Origin of the sequence: Streptomyces sp. CBMA291 (assembly GCF_014596525.1) — a bacterium.
In the GTDB taxonomy this organism is placed as follows: domain Bacteria; phylum Actinomycetota; class Actinomycetes; order Streptomycetales; family Streptomycetaceae; genus Streptomyces.
Genome location: NZ_MSJP01000104.1, coordinates 28,119 through 42,960 on the forward strand (window position 1 = coordinate 28,119; position 14,842 = coordinate 42,960).

The following is a 14,842-nucleotide window of genomic DNA, read 5'->3' on the forward strand; positions in this document are numbered from 1 at the left end:
TTTTCGTGTCCTTGCCCCCTGACCTCCACTCCGATCCGGACACCCTTCCGAAGCCCCTCGCCTATCCGTTCTGGACGCACGACGGGCTGGGCCTGCCCGAGGGCTACGGGCCGCTGCGCGACCGGCCACCCGTCCGCGTCCGGCTGCCGTACGGGGACGAGGCCTGGCTCGCGACCAGTTACGAGGACGTGCGTGCCGTCCTTTCCGATCCCCGGTTCAGCCTCGCGGAGGCCGTCCGCCGCGACCAGCCGAGGATCGGTCCGATGCCCCGGGCCGGCGGGGGGCTCATCGCGCTCGACGCCCCGCACCACACCCGGCTGCGCGCCCTGCTGGCGAAGGAGTTCACCGCCCGCCGGATGGAGCCCCTGCGCGGGCGGGTCCGGGAGGTCGCCGACGGGCTGATCGACCGGATGGTGGCGGCGGGACCGCCCGTCGACCTGGTGGAGGGGCTCGCGTTCCCGCTGCCGATGACGCTGATCTGCGAGATCGTGGGGGTGCCTGAGGCCGACCGGTCGGCCCTGCGCGCCTGGGCGGACACGGTGTGCTCGGGCAGTGTGACGCCCGAGGTGGTGCGGCGGAGCGCCCAGGACTTCTTCTCCCGGATGGACGACTGGATCGAGACCCGCCGCCGGGCCCCCGCCGATGATCTGATCACCGTCCTGGCCCGTGCCGCCGACGAGGACATCCTGACGGAGGAGGAGCTGCGGGGACTGCTCAACGAGATCCTCATCGGCGGCTTCGTCACCACCACCAACCAGATCGCCAACTTCTTCGCGGTGCTGCTCCTGCCGGGCGAGGCGGACGGCGGCGGCCCGGAACTCCTGACGACCCTGCGCACCCGGCCGGAGCTGGTCTCCCGCGCCGTCGAGGAACTCCTGCGCCTCGTCCCGCTGCTCAACGGTCTCACCCTGCCCCGGTACGCGGAGGAGGACGTGGAGCTGGGCGGGATCGTGGTGCGCAAGGGCGAGCCGGTGGTGGTCTCCCAGGCTGCCGCCAATCACGATCCCGCCGCCTTCCCCTCCCCCGGCCGTATCGACCTCGACCGGCCCGGCGCCTCGCACATCAGCTTCGGCCACGGCATCCACTACTGCCTGGGCGCCCATCTGGCCCGGCTCGAACTCCAGACGACCCTGGAGCGCGTGACGGCCCGGCTGCCGGGCCTGCGGCTCGCCGTACCGGAGACGGAACTGCGGTGGCGGTCCAAGGAGTTCTTCAGCGGTCTGCGGTCGCTGCCGGTCGCCTGGTAGCGGCCCGGTCCGGGGCCCGGGGCACGCCTGCTTCCGGCGGACGCGCGCCGGGCTTCGGTCGTGCCTTGGGCAGTGCCTCGGGCGGCGCTTTGAGCTGTGCCCTGGGGTGGTGCCTTGGGCCGTAGGCGTGCGGTGTGGACGCGCCTCCGTGGTTTCTTTCCTCAGTCGTCCGCGCCGCCCTCTCCGCCCCACGCCTGCACTTCCCCGTACGAGGGGGCCGTGAGGTCCGTCGGCCGGTCGTCGCGGATGGCCGTCGCCGCCGTCACGGCCGCCGCCAGGGCCCTGCGGTAGAGCAGCGAGCCGAGGCTGACCCTGCGGACGCCCAGTGCGGCCAGGGCGGTGAGGGTGGGGCCGGTCGGCGCGTACAGGATGTTCAGCGGGACGAGGGCGGTCGCCACCAGGTCCGCGATCCCGTCCGGGTCCGACAGGCCCGGCACGAACACGCCGTCCGCACCGGCCTGTTCGTAGACCGCGAGGCGCGCCGCCGTCCCCTCCTTCTCCCGTCCGAGCCAGTGGGTGTCGGTGCGGGCGTTCACGAACAGGCCGGGTACGGCGGCCTTGACGGCGGCGATCTTCGCGGCGTGCGACTCCACGGGGGCGAGGGTTCCGTCCGGGCGGCCGTCCTCGATGTTGATGCCCGCGGCGCCCGCGTCCCACAGGCGGCGGGCCAACTCGGCCACTTCCTCCGGGTCGTCGCCGAAGCCTCCCTCCATGTCCACGGTGAAGAGGAAGGAGTCCCGGCCGAGTCGACGGGCCAGCGCCAGGGTCGCCCGCGCGGTGGCGGCCGCCCCGTCCGGCAGACCGGCCGCCGCCGCCACGCCCAGGCTGGTGGTGGTGATCGCCGGGAATCCCTCCGCCGCGAGAGCGACAGCGGAGGCGTGGTCCCAGGCGTTGGGCAGCAACAGCGGTTCGGTCCCGTGGTGCAGCCGGGCGAAGGGGGTCAGCGGGCGTCGGCGCAGCCCGTCGGCGAGGGCGTGGGCCCGGCCGGGGCAGACGCGCGGTGGCGCGCCGAAGACGAGGGGCACGGGGTGTTCGCGCTGGGCGGCGGCCAGATCCAGGAGCACCGTGTCCCCCTCGGCGATCTCCCGGCCCGCGATCCGGGTGGCGCGGGCGGCGATCCGGCGCATGGCCGGTACCGGCGGAACCTCCCGGAGCACCCGGGCCAGGGGCGCGTCGCCGTCCGGCGCGGCCTGGCCGGGCTCCGGCATTCCCAGGGCCTCGGCGAGGGCGTGCACCACCCGCACCCGGGTCTCCCCGTCCGGCGCCGCCTCCGCCGCCCGGTGCAGTTCGGCGGGGCGAGGCGGGACAGTTCGGCCTCCACCAGCGCCCTGCGCCGCCGATGCGGCTCGCCGGAGCAGAACCGGGCCGCGGTGGTACGCGGCCAGGCGACGCTCACCCCGGCACGCCCACCGTCCTCGGCGGGCGGCTCCGGAACGAGCGCCGGGTCGGCCGGCGCGGCCCGTACGTCCTCGTCGCGGTCGAACTCGTACGTCACGTGCGTCATGGGGCCGAACTTAGAAGCGGAACGCTTCGGGGGCCGCCGAACCGTCGCGGGGGGGGGGCGGGATCCTGTAGGGCGTACGGGTGGGGCGCTGAGGTGGCGGGGGGCGAGGACGGGTGCTCGGTGTCGGTACTCCGCGTCGGTACTCCGTATCGGCGCTTGGTGTCCGTGCTCCGTATCAGCGCCCCGTGTCAGCGCCCCGTGTCAGCGCTCGGCGTCCGTGCTCCGTATCAGCGCGAGCGCCTGTCCAGCGCTGTCGTGCCGAGTGCGAGGGCGAGGCCGATCACGCCCAGGACGGCCGCGATCCCCAGCAGGGAGGTGTAGCCCCAGCCCATCGAGAGCGCCGCGCCCGCGAGGAGCGGGCCGCCCGCGTTGCCGACGTTGAACGCCGAGACGTTGGCCGACGACGCGAGGTTGTCGGCGCCTTGGGCCGCTTCGAGGACCCGCGTCTGGAGGGGCGGGATCACCGCCGCCCCCACCAGGCCGAAGAGCAGGAAACCGACGATCGCGCCGGGCTTGCTGTGCACGGCGGGGATGAGGAGCGCGGAGACGAGCGCGATCCCGGCGAGCGCCCCGTAGAGCGTGGGCACGAGCGCCCGGTCCGCGAACCGCCCGGCCAGCGGGGTGCCCACGACCATGCCGACGCCCATCAGGACCAGCATGAGCGGGACCGTCCGCTCGTCGAAACCGGTGACCTCGGTGAGCATGGGGGTGATGTACGTGACGACGGTGAGGAACGGCGCCCAGCCGAAGGCGGTCGCCGCCAGGGCGAGCCAGACCCGGCCGCGCCGGAAGACCGCCAATTCCTGACGGAAGCCCGTGCTCTGCTCCCGGGACAGCTGCGGGACCAGGACCGCGATCGCGACGAGGAGCACCGCGCCGAGGACGGTCACGCCCCAGAACGCGGCCCGCCAGCCGAGCGCCTGCCCGAGGGCGGTACCGCCGGGGACGCCGAGGACATTGGCGATGCTCAGGCCCATGAAGACGGTGGCGATGGCACTCGCCTTGCGCTCCGGTGCGACGAGTCCCGCCGCCACGACCGCGGCGGTTCCCACGTAGGCGCCACCGGCGAAGGCCGAGAGCACACGTCCTATGAGCAGCATTTCGTACCCGGAGGCCACCGAGCTGAGGAGACCGGCCACGGTGAAGAGGCCGACCAGCCAGAGAAGCAGATGTTTACGGGGAAGTCGCGCGCCGAGGACGGTGAGCAGGGGGGCGCCCACCACCATGCCCAGGGCGTAGCCCGACACGAGCAGGCCCGCCGTGGGGAGCGAGACGCCGAAGTCGGTGGCCACGTCGGGAAGCAGTCCGGCGATGACCACCTCGGTGGTGCCGACGGCGAAGGCTCCGAGCGCGAGGGCCGCCAGGGCGGCGCGACCCGCCTGCCGGGGGCGGGTGCCGGGTGCCGGGGTGAGGGGAGGAGCGGTGGAGAGATCGTTTGTCACGCCCTTCAGCCTCGCGCGACCACCCGCCGGGAACAGCACCTGTCCGCGCAACGATCGGTAAGCCTGACTTACCGATCGATCGCGTGCGGAGCCGTCCTGGGCACGCGCCCGCACGCGGGGGGGGGCTGGGCCTACGGCTGTCCTGCGGTCTCAAGGGCGGCGGCGCCCACCGAGGCGGTCATCGCCGGGCTACTTCCCGAGGCGGTCTGCGGCACGGCGGGGCCAGGGGTGGGAGCCTTCGACGCGACGGGGCCAGGGGTAGGGGCAGGGGCAGGGGTCTTCAGCGTGGCGGTGCCAAGCGAGGCCGCCGCCTCGACGAAGGCACGTACCCGTGCGGTCTCGCCCGCCGTACGCCACACCAGCCCGTACTCCACCGGTTCGGCGTCGCTGAAGGGGACGTACACGACGCCTCGGGGTGTGTAGTGCTCCGCGACGTCGGCGCCGACGGGGGAGATCCCCTGCCCGGCGCCGACCATGGCGAGGGTCTCCTGCATGGTCGCCGCCGTCCTGCCCCGCCGCACCGGCTGCCCGCTGGGGGTGCGCGGTGGGGCCAGGTGCTCCTGCCAGTAGCCCGGTACGTTCCCCGAGCACGCGAACACCCGGTCCCGCGCCAGGTCCTCCACGGACACGGACTGGCGCTTGGCGAGCATGTGATTGGCCGGGACCGCGAGCATCCGGGCCACCCGGAGCACGACGGGGCCGCAGGTCAGGTCGGGTTCCATGATCGGGAAGTGGGTGACGAGGACATCCACCCGGCCGCTGCGGAGCGGCCCGAGCAGATCGCTGAGCTGGGTCTCGTGGATCTGCACCTCCATGTCCGGGTGGAGGCGGCCGAAAGCCCGTGCCGTGTCCATCACGAACTCGCCGGCTGCGGTGCCCAGATACCCGACCGGGAGCACCCCGGCGACACCCCGCGCCTCGGCCTGCGCCCGCCGCACGGCCTCCTCGACGCGCCGGTAGCCCGGCTCCACCTCCTCGTACAGCCGATGGCCGAGCGGTGTGAGGCGGACGGTGCGGCTGGTCCGTTCGAAGAGGGGGGCGCCGATACGCCGTTCCAGGCCTCGGATCGTCTGGCTGATCCTGGCACGCGAGACGTGCAGCCGCTCGGCGGTGCGGCCGAAGTGCAGCTCGTCGGCGAGTATCAGAAAGCTCTCGATCTCCAGTCTTTCCAGCATCCAGCCGACGATACCTTCCGGACGGATCCGGCGTATCGGACGGTCCGACGGGGGACACCGGCGCCTCCCCGTACCCCGGGAGCCGTCGTCGTTCCGGGAGCCGTCGGTGCGGATTCGCCCGGCCGGGCGGTGCCGGTGGGAGATGAGGGTGTCGCTTCCCGGGCGGTTCAGCCGTGGCGGACGATGACGCCGATGCCCCAGCCGATCGCCGCGAGCACCACCGCGAGGACCAGTGCGGCCAGGACCCGGCGGGGCGGGCCGGCGGCGGGCCGGAACCGGGTGGTCCCGGCTGCCGGGCCGACGGGATGGAGCAGCCACAGGGCGCACGCGAACAGTGCGGGCAGACCGGCCCCGGTGAGCAGTCCCACCACGACGATCTTCGAGAGCGCTCCCACGTCGACCCAGGTGTTCACGGGGCCGCCTTGTCGGAAGACGACTCGGAGGGAGGTGTGGGAAGCACCGAACCGGTCCAGGCGGCGTTGACGTTCTCCGGGGTCACGGCCCGACGGCGGGAGGCGGCGAAGAACACCGTCGAGAGCAGCACCAGGACGACGAAGACGACGGCCACACCCGCCGTGCCGCCGATGCCGTTCGCGGTCCAGAAGGCCACCGCTCCGAGCAGCGCGGAAGCCGGGAGCGTGAGCAGCCAGGCCGTGACCAGGCGGCGGGCGATCCGCCAGTGCACCTCGGCGCCTGTCCTGCCGACCCCCGAGCCGACGATCGTTCCGGTGGCCACGTGGGTGGTGGACAGCGGGTAGCCGAAGTCGGTGGAGCAGAGGATCACGGCGGCGGTGGCCGATTCGCTGGCCATCCCCTGCGTCGGCTCGATCTCCGTGAGGCCCTTGCCCAGGGTCCGGATCACCCGCCAGCCTCCCGCGTAGGAGCCCAGGCCGATGGCCAGCGCGCAGGAGACGATCACCCAGTCCGGCGCCTTCGCCCCGGCGGGCAGCGCGCCGTCGGCGATCAGGGCCAGGGTGATGACGCCCATGGTCTTCTGCGCGTCGTTGGTGCCGTGGGCGAGCGACACCATCGACGCCGAGCCGATCTGGCCGAGCCGGAAACCGTGCCGTCGCGCGCGTTCGGGAACCCGCCGGGTGATGCGGTAGACGAGAAGGGTGCCGACCACGGCCACGCCTCCGGCGATGAACGGCGACAGCGCCGCGGGGACGACCACCTTGGAGACCAGGTCCTGCCACTTCACGGCCGCCGCGCCGACCGAAGCCGCCGTCGCCCCGATCACCCCGCCGACCAGCGCGTGCGACGAGCTGGAAGGGATGCCGAGGAACCACGTGGCCAGATTCCACAGGATGCTGCCGGTCAGACCGGCGCACACCACGCTCAGGGTGACCTCGTGAGCGGCGACCAGACCACTGGCGATGGTCGCCGCCACGGCCGTCGACAGGAACGCCCCCGCCAGGTTCAGCACCGCCGAGACCCCGACCGCGACACGCGGCCGCAGGGCCCCGGTGGCGATCGAGGTCGCCATGGCGTTGCCCGTGTCATGAAAGCCGTTGGTGAAGTCGAAGCCCAGCGCCGTCGCCACCATCAACGCCAGGACCGCGTCGTTGCCGGTCACGAAGCCGAACCTAGCCCGCACACCGGTCCGTTTCGGCTCAGGACGCCCGGATGCCGGAGGGGCACCATCCAGTCGGTCCAGCGGCGGAAGGCTCGGGCACGCCTCGGCTTCGCCCCGGCTTCAACCCGACTCCACCCCCGACCTCGCCGCGGCTTCGACCCGACTTCAACCCCCGACTTCGCCCCGGCTTCAATCCGGCTTCGACTACGCCAGAACGTCATCTCATCGCATGAATTCGCTCGACAGAGTGACGTGACGTCGCTTCGCCCGATGGCCGGTCGGGTGGTCATAAGAATGGGAGACTCGGACGGGATGGTCCCGGTCCGGGTGGCCCCTGAGGGAGACAGACCGTGCGAGACGAAGCCGTTCGGCGTGCCGCGCTGATCTTCAAGCTGTTCGACGCCAACAAGAACGGAGTACTCGACCCCCAGGACTTCGGCCTGATCACCGACCGGGTGCTGGCCGCCGCCGAGGACTCGACGCAGAAGGACAGGGAGGCATTCGCCAGCAGCATGCGCCAGTGGTGGGACGTGCTGGCGGGGGCGCTGGACACCGACAACGACGGCCTGATCAGCCCGCAGGAGTTCGAAGCCTCCGTGCTCGACCCCGAGCGCTTCGCGCCGACCGCGGATCTCTTCGCCAACGCGCTCGCCACGCTCGGCGACCCCGACAACGACGGTCTGATCGAGCGGCCCCGCTTCCTCGACCTGATGACCGCTTGGGGCTTCGACGTACCGAACGTCCACGCCCTGTTCGAGGCATTCGGACCGGATGCCACCGACCGGGTCACGGTGACCGCCTGGGCCGACGGCATCCGCGACTACTACACGCCCGGCCTGGCCGGAATCCCCGGCGACCGTCTGGTCTCGCTGCCCGCCTGATCCCGCCACCGTACGGAAGAGCGAACACGCGGCCCGCTCCCTCCGGGACGGGCACGCGGAGCCGCCACGACCGGGTCTCCCTGCCGTAGGGTCATCGTGATGACGTCGCCCGGTCGCTCGGCACGCTCCGGCGTTCAACAGGTCGGTGCGGCAAGGAGTCCGGCCGCTCGCGGAAGCGGCCGGACAGACTCATGGACGGTCCCGGCACTCCCGCTCGGACCGTCCCCCGCGACACCGCACCTCAAGAGGCCTTCCGTGCGACCGGCCCCGGAGAAGTTCGCGTCCGACAGCAGCGGAGTTCGACTCTTCGGGGCGCCGCGCGAGCAAGCCGGGCGGCCGGAGCACGGCCGTCGCCGTCCGGACGTACCGCCAACTGGCTACTGTCAACTGGCCACCGCCTGCGGCCACTTCTTGCACTTGTCGCCTCCGAGTCCGCCACGCTCCGGTATCCGACGGTCGCCATGGCGAGCAGCCGCCCTGACCGATGACCTCTCTGTCTGCTGGCCTCTCTGCCTGCTGACCACTCCGGCCGATCATCGCTCCGACCGGCGGCAGGCTGCCGGAGACCGGAATCGCCGTCGCCCCGGTCACGGACGACCCCGCTCTTCCGCCCGGCCATGGGAGGGGGCTCCTGGGGCGGTCGCGTGGTTGCGGGGCGGGGGGCGTGTCGGGATACTTCGCGGACCTCCGACGGAAGGACTCCCGTGTCACGGATACGCCCTGTCGCGCTCGGTCTCGCACTGGCCGGCACCGCCCTGCTCCTCGGAACGCCGTCGGCCACAGGCGCCACCCCGGTCGCAGACCCCGCCACGGGCGCCGCCCCGGTCACCGTCGAGGAGGCCCGGCTGGACCGGGCCGCGCCCCGGGAGATTCTGCGTCGCAGCGGGTTCGACGCCGTGGCGAGGGAGTTCGCCCGTTCGCTGGCGGACACGGGCTCGTACCGGGAGGCCGAGCGGGTCGTCGACCGGGAAGGCGCGCGGCTGTGGCGACGTGCTGTCGACCGGGCGCAGGGGCGGGGGCCCGCCGGTGGCGATCTCAGTCGGGACGACGACCGGCCGCTTTACTGGGCGCGGCTCGGGATGACCCGCGAACTGCGTTCCTGGCAGGTCGGTTTCCCCCTCGCCGACGGCGCGCGGGCGCGTCTGCTCGATCGGCTCGAACGGGCATCGCGAGGCCAGGACTCAATCCGCTATCCGGCGAAGGGCAAGAAGGGCAAGGCCGTCAAGCGGATCCTCGTGACGGGCTTCGACCCCTTCACCCTCGACCGGGACACCCGGATCAGCAACCCCTCCGGTGCCACCGCGCTGGCTCTGGACGGCACGGTGATCCGTACGGCGGACGGTTCCCTCGCCCGGATCGAGACGGCGGTCTTCCCCGTCCGCTGGCAGGACTTCGCCGACGGCACCGTGGAGCGGACGCTGCGCGCGCACCTGCCGGAGGTGGACCTCTTCACGACGATCAGCCAAGGGCGGGTCGGCCGGTTCGACATCGAGCGCTACAACGGAGCCTGGCGCGGCGGTTCCCCCGACAACGAGAACCTCTCGCGTACGGAGACGGTCCCGGTGGCCGACCCCGCCTCGCAGCCCCAGTGGACGAAGACGACCCTTCCCTACCGGGCGATCGTGGCGGCCCGTACCGGGCGGTTCCCGGTGTACGACAACACGGCGGTGACGGAGGTGCCTGCCGGGGCGAGCGTGCCGGTGGACCGCGCCGACGGACCCACCGCCGGTTCCGCCGCCCGCGCGGGAAGCGGCGGGAACTACCTCTCCAACGAGATCGCGTACCGCGCCACCCTGCTGCGCGACCGGCTGGGCCTCTCCAGCCTGCCTGGCGGCCATGTCCACACCCCGGTCCTCCAGTTCGGCGCGGCCAACTCCGACCCGTCGACGGGCACGGTCACCGACCCGGAGTTCGTCCGCAACCGCCTGGACATCATCAACCAGGTCCGCGCCGTGCTCAGGGTGGCCATCTCGTCCTGAGGACAGCCCGGGGGGGGCCGCAGTGAGTGGCGCCCTCCCCCGCACGACCAGCGTGAACCGGCGCGCCCCCGCCAAGGAGTCTTCTTCGCCCCGACGCAGAACGGCAGAGCCTCCAAGACATCCGACTGGCTGAATTTTCCTTAAATCCGACTATTTAATGCACTTCGGGGCCATGCCCTCTCTGATGTCTCGCCCAGCCTCAGACCGAGCCCCCAGCCAGGATCGGGATCAGCCATGACCACCGAGATCACTCAGCAGTGCCCGGAAAGCCTCAGTACGTCCGCCGCGAGGAATCTCGCCACCACGACCAAGACCGTGCCGCAGATGCTCGGGATCACCCCGCGCTACCTGCTGCGCGTACTGCCCTGGGTGGAGCTGGAGGCCGGTGTCTACCGGGTCAACCGCCGTCGGGGATTCATCCTCGGCGACGGGCTGATCAGCACCAGCACCCGTGGCGACGGCCAAGCCCGGGTGATCGCCGAGGATCTGCGCGAGATCGGGTTCCTCAGCCAGCTCGACAGTCCGCTGCTCGGCGCTCTGGCGCAGGGCTTCGTACAGAGGGAGGTGGCGCCCGGCGAACTGATCGTGGACGCCGACACCCCCGCCGGACAGCTGTACGTCCTCGCCGCCGGTCGTGCCGAGAAACGTGCCAGTGGCGAGTACGGACAGGACGCCCTGGTGGCCGTCATCGGTGACGGTGACTTCTTCGACGCCCACGCGTGGGCGACCGGCTCGCCGATGCCCTACCGGGTCAAGGCCGTCACCGAGTGCACCGTACTGACCCTCGACCGTCGGATGCTCCTCGAACTCGCCGATCGTGAGCCCACGTTGCGCGCCCAGTTGGACTCCCTCGGTTCCGAAGGACCGGCCGGGACCGATCGCGAGCAGCCGATCGAACTCAGCTCCGGTCACACCGGAGAGCCCTATCTGCCGCAGACCTTCGTGGACTACGAGGACTGCCCCCGCGAGTACGAACTCGCGGTCGCCCAGACCGTCCTGAAGGTCCACACCCGCGTCTCGGACATCTTCAACTCCACGATCGACCAGGTGCAGGCCCAGCTGCGGCTGACCGCCGAGGCGCTGCGCGAGCGCCAGGAGTGGGAGATGATCAACCACCCCGAGTTCGGCCTGCTCAACAACATCGCACCGACCCAGCGCGTACGCACCCGCCAGGGCTCACCCACCCCGGACGACCTCGACGAGCTGCTCACCCGGGTGTGGAAGCAGCCCGCGTTCTTCCTCGCCCATCCCCGGGCGATCGCCGCCTTCGGGCGCGAGTGCACACGGCGCGGGGTGCCCCCGCAGATCGTCGAGCTGTTCGGCAGCCCGTTTCTGACCTGGCGTGGCGTGCCGCTGCTGCCCTCCGACAAACTCGACCTCAAGGGCTCGGCCAACTCGGCGCCCGGCACCACGAACATCCTGCTGATGCGCGTGGGCGAGGACCAGCAGGGCGTGGTGGGCCTGCGGCCGGCGAAGGTGCCGGACGAGGCCGAACCCGGCCTGTCGGTACGGGCGATGGGTGTCGACCTCCAGGCCATCACCTCGTATCTGATGACCAGTTACTTCTCGACGGCGGCGCTGGTGGATGACGCCATCGGAGTCCTCCAGAACGTCGAGGTGTCGAGCTACCATGACTACGCCTGACGGGTACGGAGACAGTCCGATCGGCCCTCCGGCGGCGGACCCGCTCCCGCCGACCACGGCCCCGGCATCCGACCGGAGTACGGACGAAGTCCCCACGGCGTCGGCCCTGCCCTTCGGACCGACCGCGCTTGCCACCTCGGCCGCGCCGACCGCACCTGTCACACCATCCCCTTCGGCCGCACCATCCGTGCCATCATCTGCGCCCCCGCCCGCCCTGCCGACGGGGGCGCCCGGTCCGCAGCCGATGCCGACCGGGGCCTTCCCGCTCCCCTCGGCGCTCTCGCACGCGGTGACCGGCGCCCGGTACTGGCTGCCCCCACAGCCCGCTCCGGGCACGGCGACGACCCCCGCGCCGCACCCCGCCGCCTTCGATGTCGAAGCGGTGCGGCGGGACTTTCCGCAGCTGCACCGGGAGGTGAACGGCCGCCCGCTGGTCTGGCTGGACAACGGGGCGACCACGCTGAAACCCCGCCAGGTCACCGAGGCGGTCGGCGAGCACTACGCGAGGGAGACCTCCAATGTGCACCGCGGCGCGCACACCCTCGCCAGGCAGGCCACCCAGGTCTACGAGGAGGGCCGCGAGGAGGCCGCGAAGCTGCTCGGCACCCGGGACACCGGCGAGGTCGTCTTCGTCCGGGGCACCACCGAGGCCGTCAACCTCGTGGCACAGAGCTGGGGCCGAGCCAACCTGGGCGTAGGCGACGAGATCCTCGTGTCGGCCGCCGAACACCACTCCAACCTGGTCCCCTGGCAGCTGATCGCCGGGGAGCGCCGCGCCAGGGTGGTGCCGATCCCGCTCCTGCCCGACGGGCGACTGGACCAGGACGCCTACCGCGATCTGCTGAGCAACAAGACCAAACTGGTGGCACTCACCCATGCCTCCAACACCCTCGGCACCGTCCCGCCGGTGGCGGAGATGACCGCACTCGCCCACCGATGGGGCGCCAGGGTACTGGTCGACGGCGCCCAGGCGGTGTGCCACTTCCCCGTGGACGTCACCGAACTCGACGCGGATTTCTACGCCTTCTCCGGGCACAAGGTGTTCGCGCCGACCGGAATCGGCGTGCTGTTCGGCAAGCGGGAGGTGCTGGAGGCCATGCCGCCGTGGCAGGGCGGCGGCAACATGATCGACTCGGTGACCTTCGGCAGGACCTCCTACGCGCCGCTGCCGCACCGGCTTGAAGCGGGCACCGGCCACATCGCCGGCGTGGCCGGTCTGCGGGCGGCACTGCGCTACCTCGCGGACCTGGACCGCGAGGCCGCCACCGCGTACGAGGAGCAGCTCACCGCCTACGCGATGCGCGCCCTGTCCACCGTGCCCGGGATCCGGCTACTGGGCACCGCACCGGGAAAGATCGGCGTGCTGACCTTCTTGCAGACCGGCACCGACCCCGTGGACGTCGCCGCCCTGCTCGACCAGCAGGGCATCGCCGTACGCGCCGGACACCACTGCGCCCAACCGGCGTTGGCCGCGTACGGGGTCACCAGCGCGGTCCGCGCGTCGCTCGCGGTGTACAACACGACGCGGGAGGTCGACGCCTTGGTGGGCGCGCTCCATGAGTCGGTCGGCGCCTGATCGTACGGAACGGCACTCGTCCTCTTTCCCGCGCAGCCGGGAGACGAGCCGCATCACCGGCCCCCCCTCATCGCACGGCTCACATGCGGCTCGCATACAGGTCACGTACGGCTCCAAATCAACGAAACGGCCTTCCCTCGTCGCGGGAGATGTCCCCGCACGGCGTTACGGCCCCGGAGCCGATCGCACGGGACCTCCGCGAGGAGGACTCCTCCCTCTCGTACGCCTGGAACCCGACCGACGAGATCGAACCGGACGGCGACACCACGGCGGTCGGCCCCTCCTCGCCTGGCCCGGCCATCACCTCCGCCCCAACGGTGAAGATCGCGGCGACGCGGCGGAGCTTCCCGCCGATGGCCGACGAACGACTCCGGGGCCCGCGCGCGACGGTGTCCGTACGCGCCGCTCCCGACGCCCTCTCGACACGACGGACGGGCTCGCATCCGCCCGTGAGACCGGGGCGCCGCCGCGCACCCCGGGCCCGGCCCCGGCCGGGCGGGAGCGGCGCCGGGGCCGGACGCGAGCCGCGACACCCCGCGCCATCAGGGGTCACGGGGCGACTCCACCTCGAACCCGGACGGCTCGCCGGGCGAGGCGGCGCCACCGTCCGACCCGCCATACCGGCCGCGCCCCTCCCCCGCTTCTCAGGGATCCGTCCGCACGCGCCGGGCGAGGACGAGCGTGCCTCCCGCCGTCCCTTCGGTCGCGGTCCCGCGAGGTCCGAGACCTCCGCAGTCCAGGATGGCTCGATTCGAACCTTGCCCGGCCATGGCAAGGCGCCCCACATTAGGCGCAGTTCACGCACATCCTGCACACAATTCACAGTGACGGGAGAGTCGACGGCGGTGGCGTTCCAGCGCGCGAGAACCATGGTGGCGGACGACACGGAGGGCGGTGCGGGGCGGCGCCCCGACACACCCCCGGATTCCTGGGAGTACACGGACACCGAGGCGGCGGGAGACGGGCCGCGCTATCTGCTCCTGGGACCCATGGAGTTGCGGCTCGAAGGGCGTCCATGCACACCCACGGCACTCAAGTCCCGTGCGTTATTGGCCCTGTTGTTACTTCGAGCCAACCAGCAGTCCTCCGCCAACGCGTTGATCGAGGACCTGTGGAACGGCCGACCGCCCCGCTCGGCGCTGGCGGCACTCCAGATGTACGTATCGGGCCTGCGCCGGATCCTCGACCCCGGCCACAGCCGCGACGGTCTGGACGCCCGCCACCACCCGCTGCTGCCGACGGTGGGATCCGGTTACCTGCTGCGCGTGGGGCCCGGAGAACTCGATCTGGACGAGTTCCGCGAGCAGGCGGCCCTCGGCCGCAGTCGGCTCGCCGCCGGTGACTGTCAGGCCGCCGACCACGCTTTCCGGCGCGCCCTGACGCTCTCGCGCGGTACACCCCTGGGCGATCTGACCCACGCGGACCTGCCCGGCTTCTACGGCGACCGGCTCGCCGAGGAGCAACTGGCGGTGGTACAGGACCGGATCGGCGCGGACATCTGCCGGGGCCGCGCCCGGGAGGTCACCGGCGAACTCCGGGAGCTGTGCGCCCGCTATCCCCTGCGGGAGGCCTTCCACGAGCAGCTGATGCTGGCGCTGACCGCCACCGGCCGGCAGACCGAGGCCCTGGAGGTCTACGCCGAGGCCCGGCGTATGGTGGTGGCGGCCGGTGGCATCGAGCCGGGATCCGCCCTCAAGGCGGCGCAGCAGGCGGTGTTGCGCGTGCTTCCGCCTTTCAACGCCGGACACGAGTACTGCCATTCGGCGCTGGACACTCAGCAGGAACGTTTCTCTCCCCGTTGACCTGGCCTTTTTCGGC

10 protein-coding genes and 1 pseudogene are annotated in these 14,842 nt (G+C 72.1%); 6 read left to right on the forward strand and 5 right to left on the reverse strand.

The window, feature by feature from the left end; translation table 11 throughout:
• The first annotated feature begins 5 nt into the window (after window positions 1–5).
• Window positions 6–1,247 (forward strand): cytochrome P450, encoded by a 1,242-nt coding sequence (locus BU197_RS24875; protein ID WP_317452235.1) that lies wholly within the window; start codon window positions 6–8, stop codon window positions 1,245–1,247.
• A gap of 161 nt (window positions 1,248–1,408) precedes the next feature.
• Here the strand turns inward: BU197_RS24875 and BU197_RS24880 are convergent.
• The 5 genes and pseudogenes from BU197_RS24880 to BU197_RS24900 all read right to left on the reverse strand — a co-directional run bounded on the left by BU197_RS24880 (window position 1,409) and on the right by BU197_RS24900 (window position 6,914).
• Window positions 1,409–2,751, reverse strand: a pseudogene (locus BU197_RS24880) (isocitrate lyase/phosphoenolpyruvate mutase family protein).
• A 227-nt stretch (window positions 2,752–2,978) separates the two neighbouring features.
• On the reverse strand, window positions 2,979–4,193 hold the full coding sequence (locus tag BU197_RS24885) for an MFS transporter (protein ID WP_188270547.1): 1,215 nt from the start codon (window positions 4,191–4,193) through the stop codon (window positions 2,979–2,981).
• A 131-nt stretch (window positions 4,194–4,324) separates the two neighbouring features.
• Window positions 4,325–5,368: a LysR family transcriptional regulator gene (locus BU197_RS24890; protein ID WP_188270548.1), complete on the reverse strand. Its 1,044-nt coding sequence runs from the start codon at window positions 5,366–5,368 to the stop codon at window positions 4,325–4,327.
• A gap of 167 nt (window positions 5,369–5,535) precedes the next feature.
• Window positions 5,536–5,781 (reverse strand): hypothetical protein, encoded by a 246-nt coding sequence (locus BU197_RS24895; protein ID WP_188270549.1) that lies wholly within the window; start codon window positions 5,779–5,781, stop codon window positions 5,536–5,538.
• Complete coding sequence (locus tag BU197_RS24900; protein WP_188270596.1) at window positions 5,778–6,914, reverse strand: inorganic phosphate transporter; 1,137 nt, start codon at window positions 6,912–6,914, stop codon at window positions 5,778–5,780. The genes BU197_RS24895 and BU197_RS24900 overlap by 4 nt, the downstream gene beginning before the upstream one ends.
• A 380-nt stretch (window positions 6,915–7,294) precedes the next feature.
• On the opposite strand from BU197_RS24900, the gene BU197_RS24905 reads away from it, so the two are divergent.
• From BU197_RS24905 to BU197_RS24925, 5 genes are all read left to right on the forward strand, one after another.
• Window positions 7,295–7,825, forward strand: a complete 531-nt coding sequence (locus tag BU197_RS24905; RefSeq protein WP_188270550.1) for an EF-hand domain-containing protein — start codon at window positions 7,295–7,297, stop codon at window positions 7,823–7,825.
• A gap of 704 nt (window positions 7,826–8,529) precedes the next feature.
• On the forward strand, window positions 8,530–9,804 hold the full coding sequence (locus BU197_RS24910) for a pyroglutamyl peptidase (protein WP_188270551.1): 1,275 nt from the start codon (window positions 8,530–8,532) through the stop codon (window positions 9,802–9,804).
• Window positions 9,805–10,038: 234 nt separating this feature from the next.
• Complete coding sequence (locus tag BU197_RS24915) at window positions 10,039–11,448, forward strand: family 2B encapsulin nanocompartment shell protein (protein WP_188270552.1); 1,410 nt, start codon at window positions 10,039–10,041, stop codon at window positions 11,446–11,448.
• Between the two features lie 244 nt (window positions 11,449–11,692).
• Window positions 11,693–13,024 carry a SufS family cysteine desulfurase gene (locus BU197_RS24920; RefSeq protein WP_223183518.1) on the forward strand — a complete coding sequence of 444 codons (1,332 nt, stop codon included), beginning with the start codon at window positions 11,693–11,695 and terminating at the stop codon, window positions 13,022–13,024.
• A gap of 824 nt (window positions 13,025–13,848) precedes the next feature.
• Entirely contained in the window at window positions 13,849–14,826 is a 978-nt protein-coding gene (locus BU197_RS24925; protein WP_188270554.1) for a BTAD domain-containing putative transcriptional regulator, read from the forward strand.
• The last annotated feature ends 16 nt before the right edge of the window (window positions 14,827–14,842 follow it).

Bases quoted from the DNA above. Each gene is read 5' to 3' on its own strand.
- BU197_RS24890 (WP_188270548.1), bottom strand. From the start codon at position 5,368: ATGCTGGAAAGACTGGAGATCGAGAGCTTTCTGATACTCGCCGACGAG.
- BU197_RS24900 (WP_188270596.1), bottom strand. From the start codon at position 6,914: ATGGTGGCGACGGCGCTGGGCTTCGACTTCACCAACGGCTTTCATGAC.
- BU197_RS24915 (WP_188270552.1), top strand. From the start codon at position 10,039: ATGACCACCGAGATCACTCAGCAGTGCCCGGAAAGCCTCAGTACGTCC.
- BU197_RS24920 (WP_223183518.1), top strand. From the start codon at position 11,693: ATGCCGACCGGGGCCTTCCCGCTCCCCTCGGCGCTCTCGCACGCGGTG.